The 19,012-nt window shown below is 59.3% G+C and carries 16 protein-coding genes; 5 read left to right on the top strand and 11 right to left on the bottom strand.

Annotated features, from left to right (window positions below; all coding sequences use genetic code 11):
• Nucleotide 1: 1 nt before the first annotated feature.
• Together ACK6C6_RS11075 and ACK6C6_RS11070 are read left to right on the top strand one after the other, a co-directional pair.
• Nucleotides 2-1,003, top strand: coding sequence for an ATP-binding protein (locus ACK6C6_RS11075; RefSeq protein WP_409267369.1), 1,002 nt, complete (start codon nucleotides 2-4; stop codon nucleotides 1,001-1,003).
• A gap of 106 nt (nucleotides 1,004-1,109) precedes the next feature.
• A complete protein-coding gene (locus ACK6C6_RS11070) occupies nucleotides 1,110-2,477 on the top strand; it encodes a hypothetical protein (protein WP_409267368.1) in 1,368 nt (455 codons plus the stop codon).
• A gap of 22 nt (nucleotides 2,478-2,499) precedes the next feature.
• Here ACK6C6_RS11070 and ACK6C6_RS11065 read toward each other — a convergent pair whose 3' ends face one another.
• Together ACK6C6_RS11065 and ACK6C6_RS11060 are read right to left on the bottom strand one after the other, a co-directional pair.
• The gene (locus tag ACK6C6_RS11065) at nucleotides 2,500-3,420 is read right to left on the bottom strand and encodes a site-specific integrase (RefSeq protein ID WP_409267367.1); all 921 of its coding nucleotides are present in this window, start codon (nucleotides 3,418-3,420) and stop codon (nucleotides 2,500-2,502) included.
• Nucleotides 3,421-3,429: 9 nt separating this feature from the next.
• Complete coding sequence (locus tag ACK6C6_RS11060; protein ID WP_409267366.1) at nucleotides 3,430-4,392, bottom strand: DUF4238 domain-containing protein; 963 nt, start codon at nucleotides 4,390-4,392, stop codon at nucleotides 3,430-3,432.
• Between the two features lie 180 nt (nucleotides 4,393-4,572).
• On the opposite strand from ACK6C6_RS11060, the gene ACK6C6_RS11055 reads away from it, so the two are divergent.
• Nucleotides 4,573-5,616 carry a DNA-binding protein gene (locus ACK6C6_RS11055; RefSeq protein ID WP_409267365.1) on the top strand — a complete coding sequence of 348 codons (1,044 nt, stop codon included), beginning with the start codon at nucleotides 4,573-4,575 and terminating at the stop codon, nucleotides 5,614-5,616.
• 66 nt (nucleotides 5,617-5,682) lie between these two features.
• Here the strand turns inward: ACK6C6_RS11055 and cadR are convergent, their stop codons facing one another.
• Nucleotides 5,683-6,111, bottom strand: a complete 429-nt coding sequence (cadR, locus tag ACK6C6_RS11050) for a Cd(II)/Pb(II)-responsive transcriptional regulator (RefSeq protein ID WP_409267364.1) — start codon at nucleotides 6,109-6,111, stop codon at nucleotides 5,683-5,685.
• Between the two features lie 81 nt (nucleotides 6,112-6,192).
• On the opposite strand from cadR, the gene ACK6C6_RS11045 reads away from it, so the two are divergent.
• A complete protein-coding gene (locus tag ACK6C6_RS11045; RefSeq protein WP_409267363.1) occupies nucleotides 6,193-8,625 on the top strand; it encodes a heavy metal translocating P-type ATPase in 2,433 nt (810 codons plus the stop codon).
• Between the two features lie 26 nt (nucleotides 8,626-8,651).
• On the opposite strand, the gene ACK6C6_RS11040 is transcribed toward ACK6C6_RS11045, so the two are convergent.
• The 8 genes from ACK6C6_RS11040 to ACK6C6_RS11005 form a co-directional block, all read right to left on the bottom strand.
• Complete coding sequence (locus ACK6C6_RS11040) at nucleotides 8,652-9,257, bottom strand: SIS domain-containing protein (protein ID WP_409267362.1); 606 nt, start codon at nucleotides 9,255-9,257, stop codon at nucleotides 8,652-8,654.
• A complete protein-coding gene (locus tag ACK6C6_RS11035; RefSeq protein ID WP_409268262.1) occupies nucleotides 9,254-10,225 on the bottom strand; it encodes a cation diffusion facilitator family transporter in 972 nt (323 codons plus the stop codon). Before ACK6C6_RS11035 ends, ACK6C6_RS11040 begins: the two co-directional genes overlap by 4 nt.
• Nucleotides 10,226-10,290: 65 nt before the next feature.
• On the bottom strand, nucleotides 10,291-10,473 hold the full coding sequence (locus ACK6C6_RS11030; RefSeq protein WP_409267361.1) for a hypothetical protein: 183 nt from the start codon (nucleotides 10,471-10,473) through the stop codon (nucleotides 10,291-10,293).
• Between the two features lie 662 nt (nucleotides 10,474-11,135).
• Nucleotides 11,136-14,300 carry a CusA/CzcA family heavy metal efflux RND transporter gene (locus tag ACK6C6_RS11025; protein WP_409267360.1) on the bottom strand — a complete coding sequence of 1,055 codons (3,165 nt, stop codon included), beginning with the start codon at nucleotides 14,298-14,300 and terminating at the stop codon, nucleotides 11,136-11,138.
• A 14-nt stretch (nucleotides 14,301-14,314) separates the two neighbouring features.
• Nucleotides 14,315-15,535, bottom strand: coding sequence for an efflux RND transporter periplasmic adaptor subunit (locus ACK6C6_RS11020; RefSeq protein ID WP_409267359.1), 1,221 nt, complete (start codon nucleotides 15,533-15,535; stop codon nucleotides 14,315-14,317).
• Entirely contained in the window at nucleotides 15,532-16,818 is a 1,287-nt protein-coding gene (locus ACK6C6_RS11015; RefSeq protein WP_409267358.1) for a TolC family protein, read from the bottom strand. The genes ACK6C6_RS11020 and ACK6C6_RS11015 overlap by 4 nt, the downstream gene beginning before the upstream one ends.
• 107 nt (nucleotides 16,819-16,925) lie before the next feature.
• Complete coding sequence (locus ACK6C6_RS11010) at nucleotides 16,926-17,273, bottom strand: hypothetical protein (protein WP_409267357.1); 348 nt, start codon at nucleotides 17,271-17,273, stop codon at nucleotides 16,926-16,928.
• Between the two features lie 133 nt (nucleotides 17,274-17,406).
• The gene (locus ACK6C6_RS11005; protein ID WP_409267356.1) at nucleotides 17,407-18,279 is read right to left on the bottom strand and encodes a cation diffusion facilitator family transporter; all 873 of its coding nucleotides are present in this window, start codon (nucleotides 18,277-18,279) and stop codon (nucleotides 17,407-17,409) included.
• Nucleotides 18,280-18,459: 180 nt separating this feature from the next.
• On the opposite strand from ACK6C6_RS11005, the gene ACK6C6_RS11000 reads away from it, so the two are divergent.
• Nucleotides 18,460-18,957 (top strand): hypothetical protein, encoded by a 498-nt coding sequence (locus ACK6C6_RS11000; RefSeq protein ID WP_409267355.1) that lies wholly within the window; start codon nucleotides 18,460-18,462, stop codon nucleotides 18,955-18,957.
• Nucleotides 18,958-19,012 lie beyond the last annotated feature (55 nt).

Genomic DNA, 19,012 nt, shown 5'->3' with positions numbered 1-19,012 from the left:
CATGCCGAACCGTGACAACAAGACTGACGTTTCACGTGCGGCTGCATCCACGTTTGATGCTGACATGCGAGAACGGCTCCTGGGTGGCCATCCCATCAGAGAAGGAGCCTATACGCTTCCTACGCCGATGATGCAGCGGACATACGCGCTCGTGCGAGAACTCGTCTGGGCACGACGGACAGGAACGGTGTTCTACTCTTCGCCGCGTATGGGCAAGACGCGCTGCGCCCTCGCGATTCGTGATCTGCTGCGAGCTGAGTTTCCCAACATTTATGTAACCTTGCTTAGTACGCGTCCAAGCGGGCGTCCGACCACGTCACACATGCTGCGGCTCATCCTGGAAGCGGAGTCGCACGTCCTTTCGAGACGGCCTGACCCAAACCTCTTATTCGGCAATGCAGTGGCGGATATTCGGGTCAAGGCTGGGCGCATCGGCGCAAAGCAGTATGTTTTGCTAATCGATGAGATGCAGCTGTTGAATGATGCCGACTTGCAGCAACTGGTGTGCTTCCACAACGAGCTGGAACTGCAAAACCTCAAGATGACGGCGATCTCCTTCGCGCAGCCAGAAATCCTGCATCGCCGTACCAGCCTTTTGGCAAACAATGCCAGACAGATTATCGGACGATTCCTCAGCGATACCTTGCAATTCGATGGGTGCTGCAGCGAGGGTGATTTTGGTGACCTGCTACGTTGTTATGACTTGGCATCAGAATTTCCGGAAGGATCAGGGATCACCTTCACACAATTCTTTTTTCCAGCGGCCTATCGGGCCGGATTCCGGCTCGAAACATATCGCACCGCCCTGTGGGACGCCCTGCACCGCGCGGCCGGAAGCATTGCCGAGCAAGGCGTTCCAATGGAGCACATCTGCCTGACAATCGAGGACTTGTTGCTGTCGCTAAGGCGGCAGGACCATTGCGGATTTCATATCGACGAAAACGATATTGACGCTGCGGTATCGGCCTCGAAACTACGGTCGTTCAGCGACGTACTAAACTGAAGCACTGGAGGCACCCATGCACAGGCGAACCGGTGCACTAAGACTTACCTGGAACCCGGCGTTCCAGTTTCCCTTCGAATCAGGCTGGTCGTTGTTTCGAAAGGTAATGATACTCAACAACCTGGATGAGTTCGAGCTGGGCGATCTCATCGCGCGCCCACAGCGGCCGCGGACGAAATCACGCCTGCGAAACTGCGCTGACAGCAGTTGGATCGATTTCAAGCGCTTCGGTGACTTGCTCGACGTGCCTGCCAGAGAACTCAAAAACGGCTTCTGGGATCAGCTCGCCATCAACGTGGTTGGCGGTGAAAAGGCGACGTCGAGGGTATGCAGCACTTGCTGGCATTCCCACCAGTTTCACTGCCTTTTTTTCGACTTGGCCTGGGTGAAGCACTGTCCTTGGCACGGCGCTGATGTGTGTCGCCCAAATACGCTGGGAAAACCAGCTAAGTTCAATGAAGTATTACGAGGTGACGTAGACGAGATGTCGCTCGACAAGCTATTGTCCATCTCGGCAATGGGCCGAGACGATCGCCTTCGAGTAATCGGTCATGTTGTCGAGTATCTCGAATGGTGGCGCGCAGTACAGGCGAAGGTGCCTGTTGCTGACACTTTGCTGCATCGACTGGTCAGCACTTCCGAACTGTCCGAGCAAAGTAGCCTGGAGCTGCGATGGCAAGCCGGCTTTGCCCAGGAGCAGGCGCCGCTACCCTATGGATCGTGGGTTCTCGAGGGTACGCCTTCGATAGCGTGCCGGTATGTTCAGGTCACCGATACCGGAAGAACGCCTGGCGCCGCGGAAGACAGGACAACCATTCGCAACGATACAGGAAGGTGCTACCGTGCGATTCGCCGCCATATCTTCCGCAACTATGTGCGTCGGCACCGTAGATGCTTGTCCAGGCTCTCGAAGCTCGACCAGGACGATCGCCTTTCCCTGGCGCGAAGTGGTGTATGCGCAACTTGCTTGGCCTATGTCGTTTGGAGGATGTCCACAGAGCGTCTCATGATCATGAAAGGTCTGCATTATCCGCGGACCAGTGATTATGAATTACGCTTATCCGAGCCTTGGGCCCACAGCCCTTCGGACGACCCAAGCCGGCTTAGCTTCACTTACATGCAGTTCTTTGGACTGTGGGCCGCAATGATCGACTGCTTGAGCAGGGGAGGCTTCAAAGTTGCCATGCAAGACACGGTAGTGACGCCCCAGGTCGTGTTTGCACATGATGATTCCCGTCCTTTTGACTCACCTATACGCATACTGCATTGTCTCTACGCAGATCCGGCCGCGCTCGTGTTGCGTGCGGGGCGACCGTGCAAAAAGCCTTGGACCCTGCTGTCGAATGAGCAGCAGTGCATCCTACGAAGCTGGGAGTGGCTCAACACTTTGCGGCCCACGGAAAAGTCCCTGTTCGAGATTTACGTGGAAACTAGCCCGGATGCACTGATGAAGTTGCGCCAGCTGTGGACTTGACAATCTGGACTTGGGTACGGTTTTACTTTCTCAAATCGCCGAAGCGCTCACCCGTTTCCAGATAGCGGATTGCAGACTGAACGTCGCGCCATCCGACGTATTCCATCAGAGTCTTCAAGTCCCACCCGTTCGACGTCGCCCACGAAGCAAAGCCACGGCGTAAGGAATGCCCACTGTACTCATCGGCCTCTGCTATCCCCGCTGCAAGGAACAAGGAGCGAAGCAAAGGCACCAGGCTGTTGATGTGCAGCCCTTCAGGGCGAATATTGCCCCAACGATCAATACCGCGAAACACAGGTCCTTCCTTGATGCCTGAAACCTTCGTCCAGGCCAAATATGCGTCCACTGGACAGAGCCTTTGCAATGCTGGCGTCCTGAACGTCACGCCCTGGGCATTCCGATCGCCTTTAGAGCGGGGCAAGAAGCAACTAATGCCCTGGCCCGCGACTGCCTTGGTATGCTCGACACGGAGGCGGGTAAGTTCGTCGCCACGGAATCCCCGCCAAAATCCCAGCAAGAGCAGGGCGCGGTCGCGCGTGTATCGCAGCTCATCGGGGTGTCGATTGTGGTCGACCGCCAGTGAGACCATTTGGTCGACCCAACTCACAATCTGGCTGACCTCCTCAAGCTGAACCGGCCGGGCCTGCTTTTGTTGGGAGGGGTGTAAGGATCGAATGCCTTTGAGCACCTGGCGTACGAGCGGCGCCTTCGTTGGGTCCGCAAACCCGTGATCGCGGTGCCAGGAGGCCAGTGCGGCCAGGCGCTGCTGCAGGGTACTTATCGATAGCGTGCTTGCATGCTCCGCTAAGTAACGCGCGATCGTATCCCCGCTTGCGGGCAAGAGACCGCCCCACTGCACTTCAAAGTGCTCGACGGCCGATCGATAGCTTCGCTGGGTGTTTTCACGTGTCCCAGCGGTGACGTAGGTGTCGATAGTGCCCATTGCCTAATCCTAGCGTGACCACGTACCCAAGTGACGCAGGGCATCGGCTCCACGGCGAATCTCGCCGTCCTGCATCCGATATCGAAATCGATCGTCGCGAGCGTACACTTGCCGCTGCCAGTTACCCAGAATCACGCCGTTCATCAAGGCCACTTGCTTTTCGTCGGCATGGACGACCCCGTCCGGCCCCTCGAATGTCCCGATCAGTGCCAGGTCGTGAGCCACAGTGAACAGTACTTCTGTGCCGCGTAGCGCGAAACCAGGGCCGCCGAGCCCGCCAGTCATCGGGCGGTCTGCCCACTGAAGGATTACCGGGTGATCCGAGGTGACAAAGCCACCTGTCGCGGGAAGCGCGCGTGTGAGAAGCCAATTCCGTTGCCCAAGCAACGGCAATATTGCATCGACCAGTTTCAACTCCTGGCCGACATGGTGGGTGGTCGATACGGAGATGGTGTACTCGCCTCGGTCAATGAATTCGCGCATTCGCTCATAGGGCAGGATATCTTCGGCGTTTAGTGCTCCGGCACGCGCGGCCTTGGCAAAGCTCGACTCGTATCGCTCCTTTGTCGCAAGTGTCAGATCCATGACCCGCTTCATGACTTGCTCATGGCTGTGGCGGACATTCTCGCGCATTCCCGGATTTCGAACGGCAAGCAGTGCGATCAGGTTCAATACGAGGTTCAGATCCTCTGAACCCTTGATTTCCCGCTCGCGGCAAATCCGCTCGAGCGCCTTGTCGAGCTTACCCTCAAACACGGCGATGCCTGACTCGACGTAGTCAGGCGGGATGCCGTCGATGTCCACGCGATTGAAGTCGCGCCCTGCAGCGACATTGCGTGGGACCGATGAGAATTGGCGTCCGACTTCGAAATCAGTGACGTACAGCGTGGACTTCTTGCTGCGACCCTTCGTAAAGCCCTTGAGGTAGCACTGTGGAACCCAGTGGTGGTTTCGCGACATGTTGGCCGTCATGGTTTGATCCAAGTTGATGGCGACAGGGAACTGTACAAGCAGTGGCACATTCTAGCGTATCGAGCAGCCTCAGACGGGATAATCTTCCATTATCCCATCTTAGACAGCGCTGGTTGTAGCGAAAAATCTGTCAACTAGCCAGTATGTACCATGATAGTATGTATCTTAGTATGAAATTACTTGGAGTCGATCATGGCGCGTGCTGGTGTGTATTTTTCCGACGTGAAGCTGGCCCGCGATGCCTTGCTGGCAAAGGGCCGCCGGCCTTCAATCGACGCGGTACGCGCCGAACTTGGTGATACGGGATCGAAAACGACCATTCATAAATATCTCCGCGAACTGGAAGCACAGGACGGCGCGCGCAGCTACCCCGTCAGCGAGGCTATCCAGGAATTGATTGCTAGGCTTGCCGAGCAGCTCAAGAGCGAAGCGGACACGGTCGTCATCGAATTGCGCGAACAGCTTTCAAGCGAGCGCAGGCGGTATGAAGTGGACCTGGCGGCTTTGCACGATACTCTGACTCAGCTGCGCGCCGACAACGAGGCCAAAGATGATCAGCTGTCGGCGAGCCAGCAGGAACTTGACCGGGTCCGCCGCGAACTACATCAGGAGCAGGTGGCAAGGCAAACCGCCCAGCAACGCAACCGTGATCTTGATGAACGCCTGAGCGATGCCGAGCGACACCAGCAGTCTTTGGAAGAAAAACATACGCACGCTCGCGAAGCGCTGGAGCATTTTCGGACCGCAGCGAAAGAACAACGCGAGCAGGAAGGCCGACGTCACGAGCAACAGGTCCACTCTTTGCAAGTGGAATTGCGTCAAGCCCAGCAAACCGCAGCGCTCAAGCTGGAACAGTTGACGCAGCTGAACAAGGAAGCCGCCTCCCTGGCCTCAGAGTTGGCGGCAGTCAAACAGACGCTGTACCGCGAGAAGGAGCTTGGCCGCGCCCTCACACGCAGGATCGAGGAGTTGCAGGCGATCGAACCCCGGGTCGCTGCGTCTGAGACGCAGTTAAACGAGCTTCGCACGCGGCACGCACAGACTGCGGATGAGTTAGCGAAGGCCGTTGATGCGAGCAACGAGCTTCGCCGTCAAAACACGGCATTGGCGGTGGAATTGGATAATGCCCGCCTGACGAAGACGCTGGGCGAGCAGATCGCCCAGCTGCAGAAGGCAGTGTTCGGCGCCGATCAGGCACCGACGACAGATTCAACGGAAAAGTAGGTGACTATGAAGGGAACGCGACTGGATGCTGAGTACGTTTCGGCTGGCGAGTCTACCTTCAAGCAGTTATGTCCCATGGGGCAAACCAAGTGCCGCATTGCCAGAGTCAGTGCCTAGCGTGCGAAGAATGGCGCAAGAATCACTCCGGTCGCTGACAACGCAGCGGCCACGTAGTTCACGCAGTTGCGACTCAAGCGCTGATAGCGCCTCGATTCGTTCGAGCACCTGCGCTATGTGCCTGTCCAGAAGCTGGTTGACGCCCGCACATTCCTGCTCAGGATGCTCACGGAAATTCAACAAGATCCTGACTTCATCGATCGACATGTCCAGCGCCCGGCAGTGCCGAATGAAGGAGAGGCGCTCGCTATGGGTTTCATTGTAACTACGATAATTGTTTGCACTACGCTCCGGGGGCGTGAGCAAGCCGATTCGCTCGTAATAGCGGATTGTTTCGACCAGACATCCAGAGCGAACAGCAAGTTCCCCGATCTTCATGAACATTCTCCAATGACGCTTGACCTTGTACCTGCTACATGGTTTTAAATGCGAACTATACACAGTTTGTCGGAGAATGAAATGTCAGATTGTAAGAATGAATCATGCTGCGGGCCGGCCGTTGTTCCGGTCGCGAACCCGATGACCGCTTTATCAGGCGCATCGGTACTGGAATTGCAGATCGCCCAGATGGATTGCCCGACCGAAGAGGGGCTGTTGCGGCAGTCGCTTTCGCGTGTTCCCGGCGTAGGAAAGCTGGACTTCAACCTGGTACAGCGCAAGCTGCGTGTCGAGCATGACTTGGCCGATCCCAGCCCGATCCTGGCAGCGGTGCGCGTGGTCGGTATGGACCCTGTGGTCGGTGAAAAAGCGGGATCAAGAAATGCGGCGCCGGCAACGGTCTTCCGGATCGAGGACATGTGTTGCCCGACCGAAGAAACGCTGATCCGAAACAGACTCGCGACGATGCCGCAGATTGAACGGCTCGAGTTCAACCTCATGCAGCGGCGCCTGAGTGTGTGGCATAGCGGAGATGCGTTTCCGATCGAAGCTGCGCTTGGCTCGCTTGGCATGCGTGCAGTCCAAGTGCAGGATCAAAGTACACAAACAGCCGCGGATGTCCCGACAACCATGGCGAAACGGGAGGCGTTGGGATTGGGACTTGGGCTAGCGGCGGCGATCGGCGCCGAAGTCCTTGCCTGGAGCACCGGTGACGAAAACTCCTTTATCGTCATCGCATTGTCGCTTGCCGCGATCGCCATTTCGGGCCTGGGCGTCTACAAGAAAGGTTGGATTGCCCTTCGCAACCGCAATCTGAACATTAACGCATTGATGTCCATCGCCGTGACGGGCGCTGTGCTGATCGGACAGTGGCCGGAAGCTGCCATGGTCATGGTACTGTTCGCGATCGCCGAACTGATCGAGGCGCGTTCGCTCGACCGGGCGCGAAATGCTATCCAGAGCCTCATGGCACTTGCTCCCGACACGGTCAGCGTCCGCCTCCCTGATGGAAGCTGGGGAGAGCGCGATGCCGCGACGGTAGCCGTCTCAAGCATTGCCCGGGTCAGACCGGGAGGAAGAATTGCCCTGGACGGCGAGGTGACCGAGGGGCAGACCACGGTCAACCAAGCCGCCATCACCGGCGAAAGCATACCAGTGGCGAAGGGCATCGGCGACAAGGTGTTTGCCGGCACGGTCAACGAGAATGGCGCCTTCGAGTACCGGGTGACTGCAAGCCATAGCAACTCAACCCTGTCGCGCATCATTCGGGCAGTCGAAGAGGCACAGGCGAGCCGCGCCCCGACCCAGCGCTTCGTCGACCAGTTCTCACGCATCTATACGCCGGCAGTATTCGTGATCGCCTTGCTCGTGGCCGTCGTGCCGCCACTGATCTTCGATGGCGAGTTGATGGCCTGGATATACAAGGCCTTGGTGATGCTCGTCATCGCCTGTCCTTGCGCGCTGGTCATTTCCACGCCGGTTAGCATCGTCAGTGGCCTCGCAGCAGCAGCCCGCGCTGGCATCCTTGTCAAAGGCGGCGTCTATCTGGAACAGGGCGGGCGTCTGCGCTCCATCGCTCTGGACAAGACCGGAACCATTACCCACGGTTCGCCTATGGTGACCGATTTCTACCCTCTCAAGGGCGATGGCGAACGTGGTTTTTGGTTGGCCGCATCGCTCGCTGAACGCTCCGATCATCCCGTATCAAGCGCCGTGAGCCGGTATTGGGCGAAGCAGGGCCATGCCGCACAGCTGGCGGAGGTCGCGGATTTCGAGGCACTTGCCGGACGCGGCACCAAGGGACGCATTGACGGTGCCTGGTTCTACCTGGGTAATCATCGCCTGGTCGAGGAGCTCGGGGTCTGCAATGCCGAGACCGAAGGAATAATCGATCGGCTGGAGCAGGAAGGCAAGACTGTTGCCGTTTTGTGCGATGAGACGGTGCCCCTCGTTCTAATCGGCGTCGCCGACACGATTCGCTCTACTAGCCGCGCGGCGATCGCCGAACTTCACCAACTGGGCGTTCGCACGGTCATGCTCACGGGTGACAATGTCGTTACGGCAGGCGCGATCGCGCGGCAGGTCGGCATCGATGATGCGCGCGGCAGTTTGTTGCCAGAAGATAAGCTCGCCGCGATTGAAGACGAGCGCACTAAATTCGGCACGGTCGGGATGGTTGGAGACGGCATCAATGATGCTCCTGCGCTGGCAAAGGCGGACATTGGATTCGCGATGGGCGCCGCCGGCACAGACACGGCCATCGAAACAGCCGACGTAGCTCTTATGGACGACGATCTCGGCAAACTTGCGCAGTTCATCCGCTTGAGCCGCAAAACCGCGAGAATCCTTCGGCAGAATATCGTCCTCGCCCTGGCGATCAAGGCGGTATTCATGATCCTGGCATTCGCCGGAACGGCTACGCTGTGGATGGCCGTCTTCGCCGACATGGGCGCAAGCCTGCTCGTCGTCTTCAATGGCCTGCGCCTGCTCAAGCTGGCCCGCCACAAGGTCTAGCCGCTGGGCTTGAAACGGTCGGTCTCTCAGCCGAGCCGGCCGTTTTGCTCGTAGTTCTGCGGCCGGATGGCGCGCTCCGCGAGCTCGATCAAAATATGGATGACCTTGATGTGCAGCTCCTGGACACGGTCGGCATAGCGGCCCGCACTCGTGCAAATGCAGACGTCGGCATGCTGGGCAAGCGGCGACCCTGGCCTGCCCGTCAGACCCACCACTTGCATGCCGCGTGCGCGCGCCGCCTGCGCGGCGAGTACTACCGAAGCGCTACTGCCGCTCGTGCTGATGGCAAACAGCAGATCCCCATCGGCGCCATTGCCCTGGATGAAGCGCGCGAAGACCTGGTCATAGCCGTAGTCGTTGGCCACACAACTCATGTAGCTCGGGTCACTGATGGCGATGGCCGCCATGGCTGGGCGATCATCCCGAAAGCGCCCGGACAGCTCTTCCGCCAGATGCATCGCATCGCACATCGAACCGCCGTTGCCACATGAAATCACCCGCTTCCCACTGGCGAGAGTATCGATCAGGAGCTGTGCCGCAGCTTCGATGTTCCGGAGCTGGATGTCGTCACCGAGTAGGCGCGCTAGCCCTTCGCGCGCCTCGTCGAGGCTATTCCTGATGTGTTCGATCATCGCGACTCTCCTTCCTGTGCGTGCTCATGTCCCGCGTGCTCGCCATGGGCGTTCTCTGTAGCCGGGCCGAACGAATGTTCTTCCACCGCCTGCTCGCATGGCGTCGTTTCTATCTGGACTGTGCTGTGGTGAATGTCGAACTCCGTTGCCACCATGCGGCGGATGTTCGCCAGCAGCGCCTGAGGATCTGTGACGTCCTGCCGATGAACAATGTGGACGGTCAGGCTTGCCTTGCCGCTAGTAATCGACCAGACGTGCAGGTCATGCAGGCTTTCCACGCCTGAGACCCGCAGAATCGCGTCCTTTACCTGCACAATCCCCAGGCCTTCCGGCACGCCTTCAAGCAGAACGTTCATGCTGGCCTTGAGCAGTGTCCAGGTGCGTGGCAGGACCCACAGTCCAATTCCGACGGCAATGAGAGAGTCGACCCAGCTCCAGCCGGTATAGCGAATGATCAGGGCGCCGGCAATAACGCCGATCGAACCAAGCATGTCGCTCCAGACCTCGAGATACGCCCCCTTCACGTTCAGGCTGCTGTCCTTGCCGCTCGACAGTAATCGCATGCTGACGAGATTGACGACCAGGCCGAAGGCGGCGACCACCAGCATGGTTCCCGACTGGATCTCCGGCGGCGTACGCAGGCGTTCGTAGGCCTCGTACAGGATATAGACTGCCACGAGGAACAACAGGATTGCATTGAACGCGGCAGCCAGGATCTCGAAGCGATAGTAGCCGAAGGTACGCTCGCTGTCGGCCGGGCGCTTGCCGATACGGATGGCTGCCAACGAGATTGCGAGCGCGGCAGTGTCGGTGAACATATGCGCCGCGTCCGAGATCAGAGCGAGACTATTGGTGAGAATGCCCCCGATCACCTCGGCGATCAGAAAGGCCGTGGTTAGGATCAGTGCGATCCAGAGCGGCCGTTCGTTCTGGCCGGGTTGCGCCGCGTGAGAATGTCCTGCCCCCATCATCTCCCTCCTGTTCCAAATTGAGTCGATTATTCGTGCCGTGCGATTAGTGAAGCCCTCGGACGCTACGTCGTCTTGTCATCCGCCCCGCCATCGTCAACGGCGTCTTCGGTTTTGACGCCTTTCTTGTATTTCCGCCAGCCGAGGTAAACCCAGACCAGGCCAACCAACACTAGTACGGCCACGATAGTGATGCCGACGAGGTGGTCCTGTAAGGCCACACTTGCCTGTTGCTGAAGTAAGGTCATTGTTTCCTCCAAATGTGGGGCCGTCTGTACGCTCGAGGCATTTATTCAAACAACTTATCCATATGAACCAACGGGCGTATGAGGAGTGTGAGTATGATTACCAGACCGGCAGCGGCGTCTACCCGGCCACTTTCAGCGGCACCAACTGTTAGGTATGCGCCTACTGCAAGGATGGCAGGGGCCGCTGAGGTCAGTGTCTTGACAGCGTTATGAATGCGGCGCCGCCTGCCAGGCTGCGGCGTCCATGTGGCTACGGGACCAGCCGCAGCCGCCCCGAACCCAGGAGCGGCCCAGGCGGCGACAGCGGCCAGGTTAAGCGGCTCGGCGTGAGCCATGCCATGGAGCCCCTGCGCCGTCACACGCATAACGAGGAGCAGGCAACTCACCGAGATCGCCAGAAACAACGGAAGGAAGCCGAGCGCTCCTGGGATAAGGTGGGCGCGCCCCCCGGCACCCCTGGCTAGCAACATGGCACCGATACAGGCAAGATGATGGGCAACGCCGGCCAGGAGCAAGACGCTTCCGAGGAGGAAGCCACCGATCGCGCAGCTCGCGAACGACACCACATGCATGCCTATCGCGAGCCTGAGCGACGCCGGGGCAGGTGGCTGCTCCGGCCCGCACTGTTCCCTCGGAAATTCCGGGGCAGTCATGTAGCCGCCTCAATGCAGGACTGCCTGCGCGGTGGGCTCGGGCGTCTCCACCTCATCCTTGCGATGCGCAAGGCGGTAGAGAAGCGGGAGTACCAGCAGGGTGAGGGCGGTCGAGGACAGGATGCCGCCGATCACGACCGTCGCCAGCGGCCGCTGCACTTCGGCGCCGGTGCCGGTTGCGATCGCCATTGGCACAAAGCCGAGCGAGGCGACCAATGCCGTCATCAGGACTGGGCGAAGGCGGGTCAGCGCGCCGTGCCGCAGCGCCTGGTCAAGTCCCATGCCTTCTTCGCGCAAGGTGCGGATGTAGGAAATCATCACCAAGCCATTGAGAACCGCGACCCCGGACAGCGCGATGAAGCCCACCGCGGCGGAAATCGATAGCGGTATACCACGCAAGGCAAGCGCAGCCACGCCCCCTGTCAGCGCGAATGGAATACCGGTGAAGACCAGTAACCCGTCCTTGATGTTGTTGAACATCATGAAAAGCAGAGTAAATACAATGAACAGGGCAAGCGGGACGACCAGCTGCAGCCGCTTGGTGGCAGACTGAAGCTGTTCGAACGTACCGCCCCAGTCTGTCCAGTAACCGGACGGCACTCTAACCTCTTTCTCGATTGCTGCCGCGGCCTCCGGCACGAAACTGCCAATGTCCCGGCCGCGTACATTAGCGCTCACCACGATGCGGCGTTTTCCGTTTTCGCGGCTGATCTGGTTCGGGCCAGGAGCGAACTCCAGGCTTGACACCTCACCCAATGGGATATAGCTGGTGGCACGGCCGCTGGAGACAGGCAGCGGAATGGGCAGCTGCCTCAACGCATCCAGGTCCGTACGCAGGTTTTCCGGCAAGCGCACCACGATATCGAAGCGGCGGTCGCCCTCAAACATGGTGCCGGCTTCGCGCCCACCAGTGGCGATGGCCAGCGCCTCCTGGACGTCGCCGATGTTCAGGCCGAAGCGTGCTGTCTTCTCGCGGTCGATATTCACGGTCAGCATCGGTAGGCCACCGGTCTGCTCGACCTTCACTTCCTCGGCGCCAGGAATTCGCCCAAGTACACGAGCAATCGCCTGGCCGGTGGTCTCCAGCACTTCCATGTCGTCGCCGTAGACCTTCACAGCAACATCGCTTCGGACACCGGAGATCAGCTCATTGAAGCGGAGCTGGATCGGTTGCGAGAACTCATACGCATTGCCGGCGTATTTGTTCGCCTCGGCTTCGATTGCCTCGATCAGCTCGGCACGGGATTTCTTCGGTGCCGGCCAGCTGGACTCAGGCTTGAGCATGACGTAGCCATCTGAAATGTTGGGCGGCATTGGGTCAGATGCAATCTCCGCCGTGCCGGTTCGGGCAAATACCCTGTCGATTTCCGGGAACTTTGCCTTCAGGCCCGCTTCGAGCTTCTTCTGCATCTCCACTGACTGGCTCAAACTGGTTGCTGGAATGCGTAGTGACTGCAGGGCCAAGTCGCCCTCGTTCAAACTCGGGATGAACTCGCTGCCGAGTCGCGTTGCCAGCAGGCCCGCCAGCAGAACCAGGACCACGGCGCCGGCGATGACGGGCGCTGCGTTGCCCAGTACCTTCTCGAGCAGCGGCGCGTAAGCGCGGCGTGCGGCGCCCATGATCCGGTTTTCTTTTTCCGCCACGCGCTTGCCGATGAACAGGGCCACGGCCGCAGGGATGAAGGTGATCGAGAGGATCATTGCACCGAGAAGGGCGGCCACCACGGCAAAGGCCATTGGGTGGAACATTTTGCCTTCGACGCCGGAGAGAGCGAAAATCGGCAGATACACGACCATGATGATCAATTGGCCGAAGAGGAGGGGGCGACGTGCTTCCCTTGCCGCTGCGAACACCTCGTGGAAGCGCTCGGTCAACGTGAGTTCGCGCCGGTGGTGTTCTTGGGCGTGCGCCAAGCGCCGGACGCAATTTTCGACGATTACGACTGCGCCATCGATGATGATCCCGAAGTCCAGGGCACCCAAGCTCATCAGGTTTGCGCTGACGCGGTAACTCACCATGCCGGTGAACGTGAACAGCATGGCCAGTGGGATCACGAGTGCAGTGATGATGGCCGCACGAATGTTGCCCAAGAAAAGGAATAGGATCACGATCACCAGGATCGCGCCTTCGAGGAGGTTCTTCTTGACGGTATTGATCGCCTTGTCGACCAGGACGGTGCGGTCGTAGACGGGAATCGCCTTGACCCCGGCGGGCAGCGTACGGTTGACGTCGACCATCTTCTCCGAAACCGCCTGCGCGACTGCCCGGCTGTTTTCGCCGATGAGCATGAATACGGTCCCGAGCACAACTTCGCGGCCATTCTCGGTCGCGGCGCCGGTACGAAGTTCGCGACCGATGTCGACGGTGGCGACGTCGCGTACCCGGATCGGCACGCCCGCCACATTGCTGAGAATAGTGTTGCGGACGTCTTCCAGGCTGCGCACCTGTCCAGGTGCCCGGATCAGGAACTGTTCGCCGCGACGCTCGATGTAACCGGCGCCGACGTTGGCGTTGTTACGCTCGATGGCCGCTACAACATCCGCCAGCGACAGGCCATATGAGCTGAGCTTGGTCGGATCGGGCGCGATCTGGTATTCCTTGGCAAAGCCGCCGATCGAGTTGATTTCGGTAACGCCGGGCACCTGGCGCAGTTGCGGCTTGATGATCCAGTCCTGGATTTCGCGCAGGTCGGTGGGGGTGTAGGGTGTCCCGTCTGGTTTTTTCGCGCCCGGCTCGGTCTCGACCGTCCACAGGTAGATTTCTCCCAGGCCGGTTGAGATCGGTCCCATCATCGGCGTGACCCCGGATGGCAGGTTTTCCTTCGCCTCCTGGATCCGCTGGTTCACGAGTTGCCTCGCGAAGTAGATATCGGTACCGTCCTTGAAGATGACGGTCACCTGCGACAGGCCGTAGCGCGACAGCGAGCGGGTCTCTTGCAAACCCGGCAGGCCGGCCATCACATTCTCGATTGGGAAGGTGACGCGCTGCTCCACTTCAAGCGGCGAGAATCCTGCCGCCGAGGTGTTGACTTGCACCTGGACGTTAGTGATGTCCGGAACCGCGTCTATCGGCAGTTTTTGGTAGTTGTAGATGCCGACCGCGGCCATGGCGATCACGGCAAGCATGACGAGCCATCGGTGGTCGATGGCAAAACGAATGATTTTTTCGAACATGGCGTTATCCTCGATCAGTGGCCGTGCTCGGCGCTGCCCTTGGCCTGCTCGGCTTTCACCACGAAGCTGCCTGTCGCAACATACTGGGTGCCGGCAGTGATTCCTTCTGCGATGGCGACATAGTTGCCGTCGCTCGCGCCGGTTTTCACCGGCTGTGCCTTAAAGCCGTTCTGGGCTTTGAGGAACACCACCTGTTTCCCTTCGACTTCCTGCAGCGCACTGGCCAGCACCGTTACCGGCGCTTCGGTCTTGCCACGAACCAGTTCGACGCTGACGAACAGTCCCGGACGCCATGCGCGCCCCGGATTGGCGATGACAACACGCGCCGTCGCGGTGCGCGTCTGTTCGCCCAATAGATTGCCAACGTAGCTCACCTTGCCTGCGACAGTGGTATCGCCACCGGCAGGACGAATGGTGACCGGCTGTCCAACGCGGACATGGCCCAGGTCCTTGGCGGTGACGGCCATCTCTACCCAGACCGACGACAGATCCGAGACCAGGAATGCGTTCGCATCTTCTTTGACTGCTTCGCCTTGGGACAGGTGCTTTTCAACCACCACGCCGGTGAACGGGGCCCGGAGCACGTAGCGGTTAGCAGAACCGGATCCCGGCTCGGCTCCTAGCGCTGCGAGTTTGGACCGTGCCGACTGCAGCTCGATCTGGGACTCACTGTAGGCTTGGCGAGCTTGCTGATAGTCCTGCTCGGCGGAGATGCGGTCTTGCCACAGCTTTTTCTCCCGTTCGTATGTCAGGCGTGCCAGTTCCAGCCGCTTGGCCGCGGCATTCGCCTGGCCGCGCAACTCAGCCAGCTCGGGGCTGGCGATCATGGCAAGCTGTTGGCCTTTTGTTACGTCCTGGCCGAGCGTTGCCGAGACAGTTTCGACCACACCTGCTACACGCGGGACGATATGGGCCGTCCGGTCTTCGTTGAACCGGACTTCGCCAGGCAGCGTCACGGTAACGTCAATGCTTGACGAGCTCGCGGTGGCCAAGGTGATCCCGGCGAGCTGGGCCTGTTGCGGCGTCATCTCGACAATGCCGGGTTGTTCGTTCGCGTGCCCTTCTTCGGAGCCGGTGGATTTCCCGGCGGACTGCTCGGAATGCTCGCTCTCACCTGCGCCTTGCTTTGCAGGCACATCCTTCTTCCAGAAAAAGATGGCCAATGCCAGCACAGCGCCCACAGCAAGCACGAGCAGGATCGAGACGATATTTTTTTGATTGATATTGAACTTCATTTGGTGGTCCTGTTATCTGGAGCGGCGGCAAAACGGCCGAGGTCTGCAACGGCCCGATAGCGCTCGTACAGTGCTTGGATGTATTGGGTGCGAATCTGCAAGAGCGTGCGCTGTGCATCGAGAACGTCGAGGAAGTTGAACTTGCCGGCTTCGAAGCCGGTTACTGTCGACTCGAACACGCGCTGGGCGGCAGGCAGGATATCTTCGCGCATGCTGCGCACCTGGGTACTGGTAAGCTGTGCGCGCTGGTGAGCATCAGTCAGCTCCTGATGCAAGCGGAGCCGCTCTGCGTCGAACTCAGCCTGGGCCTTGTCGGCGCGCGCGAGCGAAGCCTGCAGGTTGCCCTGGTTACGGTTGAAGAGGGGAAGCGGTACAGACAGGCCGACGACGGCCTGCGAACCGCCTATCTGGTCATCCTTCTTGCTGCCAACGATGAGGGTCACGTCCGGAATACGCTCTGCGCGATTGAGCCCAACCTGCGCCTGCTCGCGCTCGACCTGCAGCCGCGCCCGTTGCAGCCGGGGAGTCTGAGTGAGTCGGCGCCGCAGCTCGGTAAGCGGCGGTGGCGGGGTCAGGTCAAGCTCCGGCATGAACAGGGCATGCGAAGGCGGACTGGTTTCTCCCCAGTAGGCGGCAAGTTTATATAAGGCCACTTGCGCAGTGGCCTGCGCTTGCGCCACCTCTATCCGGGATGAAGCTTGCGCGACGCCTGCGCGATCCTGGTCGACTGGCGAGACGCGACCGGCAGCGACGCGTTTGATGGCCGCACCCGCAGCCTTGTTCGCCACATCGAGTGAAGCCTGCGCCAGGCGCACGCGCTCCTGGGCGGCCAAGGCATCGAAAAAGGCGATAGTGACATCGCCGCGCAGTTCGAGCTTTGCGGCATCGAGACTGCCGGCTGCTAGTTGTTGCTCGCTGTCCGCAAGCCGGATACGCGCCGCGCGCTTTCCGCCAAGTTCAAGGACTTGACTCAGCTGAACCGTCTGCGTACGTGTTCCGCGTTCAGTCCCCTCGCGCACGAAAGAGATCTCGGGGTTTGGGAAGAGCGCCGACTGGCGGCGCAAGCCGCCTGTAGCCGCTACCTCGAGCGCGGCGGCGCGCAGGCTCGGGTTAGCCGCCATTGCCTTCGCGATGGCCTGGTCGAGGGTCAGTGGAGCACCTGCCATCGGCACTGCCTGATGGACCGTACGCTCGGATGAAATTTGAGCTGCCGTTTGTGCAGCACACGGGTACGCCTGTGCAAACAGCACGGACGCCCCGAGGACGAAATACTTTAATTGCATGAATAACTCCGGTCGTTGAAAACGAAGGCTATTCAGCAGCGATGCGGATCGACCTCAGTCCTGCTTGGACTGGTCGTAAAGAAATGATTGACGCGTTCGCCGCCGAATCAGACGGCGGAGATCCACTGGGGCCGCTCGGGGCGAGCGGAATAAGACGAGGTGTAGGAGAGGGGGCTTCCTTCAGGCGCGGCACGGGCCGGAAGCAATACCGAGACCACAGTTGGCAGCGCATCCATTGCGAGCGTGGCATGTGCGCACGACGAGCAGTGGGAGTGCAGCGTGGACTTCTTGACCGACCCGGTTGGTGAATCCTTGGTGTCGGCGCTGGCCTGGTGCGCGTCCGCATCGGACGAATGGTGTCCAAAATGCTGTGCGGCGCGGCCGGATTCGTGCTCGCAATAGGCGGCGACCGCAGTCCAGCTGAGCTGGAGTGCGAAAATCGCTAACACGAGCATGATGAATCGTCGGGCGGCCATTCGGAAAGTATAGCACGTCGCAACTACAAAGTTTGGAGCGCAAAACTGCTGCCCTGGCGCCAATGCAAGGTTACGTGCGCTAATGCATAACTTAGTCCATTTTCAATGGCCACTATTTGAGGAGTCCATACTCGATCTCGATCGTCACGTCTTCGAAAGCGTCGTCATCGATACATTCGAGCACTCGCTCCTTGATCTTAGTCACTTGGTCGGGCAGGGCGTCAGTCCTCACGACGACATGGGCAGTCAGTACATGGGTCTCACCGTCGATCGACCAACTGCGGGTATCGTGGATATCAACGACGCCAGGAAGGTCCCTTACGGCACGCTCGAATGCCGGGACATCGAACTTGGCAGGAGTGCGCTGCATGAAGACCCTCATGATCTTCCGCAGGTTTCGGACCACATTCCAGAGAACGAACAAGGATATGCCGATTGAAAGCGCTGGGTCGACCCATGGCAGATCCCAAAATGTCATCACCGCGGCGCCGATCAAAACCGCGATCCAGCCGAGCGTATCTTCAAGAAGGTGCCAGCTGACGACTTTCTCGGTAAGGGAGGAACCTTTTCGAACCCGGAGCACTGCCGCCCCGTTGAAAACCACGCCGATGACTGCGAGCACGATCATGCCAGTTGTGTCGACGTCCTCCGGGTCGAGAAGGCGTTGGCTGGCATTCCACACGATGTAGCCGATACCAGCAATGAGAACTATCGCAGTGATCAGACCACCGAGCAGCGAGTACCGGGCGTAGCCATAGGTATCGACAGGCGTGTTGCCTCGCTTCGACAGGCGGTCGAAGTACCACGCGAGCCCAAGCGAAATCGAGTCGCCCAGGTCGTGGACCGCATCACTGAGAATGGCGATGCTATTCGTCCAAATACCGCCGATGAACTCGATGATCGTGAAACTGAAATTGAGCAGGAAGGCGACTTTCAGGTTGCCGCTCCCATGCTTGTGCGGGCCGTGCTTACTACTATCTCCCATCGGCATCCTTCCTTATCGATTGAACAAGCGGTACACTTATTGGTTTGTTGACAATAAGCCTATCGCGTTTTCGGTTCCTAAGCCGCTCAGAAGGCGGGCTCGGCAAGCGTCGGCACAATTTCCAGCATGGGCGAACCACGTTCTATTACGACGCATGCGGCTATTCTGAGGAGAAACTACTTGAAACTGAATCGCGCCCTCCAACGAGAAATCCTTGAACTTCTGGCAGATCACTATGCTGGAGCTCGCCAAGACGTCTTTCCGCAAAGGGAATTGACTGAGGAAGAAGATGACGAGTACACGACCAACTTGCTCTACCTGGAGGAGCACGGTCTTATTGAGTCCGGACTGGAGCAGTTCATGGATGGCAGCTGGGGAAGCGCCGGAGCGAAAATTACGGCCAGGGGCCTGGATTTCCTTGCCGACGACGGCGGCTTGACTGCCATTCTAGGAACGGTCACGGTCAAGCTTCACGATGACACCATCCGCGAGCTGATCGCTGGACGGATTGAAGAATCTGACCTGCAGCCTGCGGAGAAGGCAGGCCTGCTGACGCAACTGAAGGAACTCCGCGGCGAGTCGATCAAACATCTGACCATGAAGCTCCTGGACGCCGGACTCGATAGCGCACCGAAGGCACTACCAGTAATTCAGAAATTCCTTGAGGGGATGGCGTAGAGCGGATGTGGGCTGCCGCGCGAGCGCAATCGTGGCGACCATCTGATAAGACGCT

The organism is Massilia sp. BHUDP2, from assembly GCF_046236355.1.
GTDB lineage: Bacteria > Pseudomonadota > Gammaproteobacteria > Burkholderiales > Burkholderiaceae_D > Telluria > Telluria varians.
The sequence above is the reverse complement of the archived record's forward strand: the minus strand, read 5'-3'. Positions and strand labels throughout refer to the sequence as shown.

Bases quoted from the DNA above. Each gene is read 5' to 3' on its own strand.
- ACK6C6_RS11075 (WP_409267369.1), top strand. From the start codon at position 2: ATGCCGAACCGTGACAACAAGACTGACGTTTCACGTGCGGCTGCATCC.
- ACK6C6_RS11070 (WP_409267368.1), top strand. From the start codon at position 1,110: ATGATACTCAACAACCTGGATGAGTTCGAGCTGGGCGATCTCATCGCG.
- ACK6C6_RS11065 (WP_409267367.1), bottom strand. From the start codon at position 3,420: ATGGGCACTATCGACACCTACGTCACCGCTGGGACACGTGAAAACACC.
- ACK6C6_RS11060 (WP_409267366.1), bottom strand. From the start codon at position 4,392: ATGACGGCCAACATGTCGCGAAACCACCACTGGGTTCCACAGTGCTAC.
- cadR (WP_409267364.1), bottom strand. From the start codon at position 6,111: ATGAAGATCGGGGAACTTGCTGTTCGCTCTGGATGTCTGGTCGAAACA.
- ACK6C6_RS11045 (WP_409267363.1), top strand. From the start codon at position 6,193: ATGTCAGATTGTAAGAATGAATCATGCTGCGGGCCGGCCGTTGTTCCG.
- ACK6C6_RS11040 (WP_409267362.1), bottom strand. From the start codon at position 9,257: ATGATCGAACACATCAGGAATAGCCTCGACGAGGCGCGCGAAGGGCTA.
- ACK6C6_RS11035 (WP_409268262.1), bottom strand. From the start codon at position 10,225: ATGGGGGCAGGACATTCTCACGCGGCGCAACCCGGCCAGAACGAACGG.
- ACK6C6_RS11030 (WP_409267361.1), bottom strand. From the start codon at position 10,473: ATGACCTTACTTCAGCAACAGGCAAGTGTGGCCTTACAGGACCACCTC.
- ACK6C6_RS11025 (WP_409267360.1), bottom strand. From the start codon at position 14,300: ATGTTCGAAAAAATCATTCGTTTTGCCATCGACCACCGATGGCTCGTC.
- ACK6C6_RS11020 (WP_409267359.1), bottom strand. From the start codon at position 15,535: ATGAAGTTCAATATCAATCAAAAAAATATCGTCTCGATCCTGCTCGTG.
- ACK6C6_RS11015 (WP_409267358.1), bottom strand. From the start codon at position 16,818: ATGCAATTAAAGTATTTCGTCCTCGGGGCGTCCGTGCTGTTTGCACAG.
- ACK6C6_RS11010 (WP_409267357.1), bottom strand. From the start codon at position 17,273: ATGCTCGTGTTAGCGATTTTCGCACTCCAGCTCAGCTGGACTGCGGTC.
- ACK6C6_RS11005 (WP_409267356.1), bottom strand. From the start codon at position 18,279: ATGGGAGATAGTAGTAAGCACGGCCCGCACAAGCATGGGAGCGGCAAC.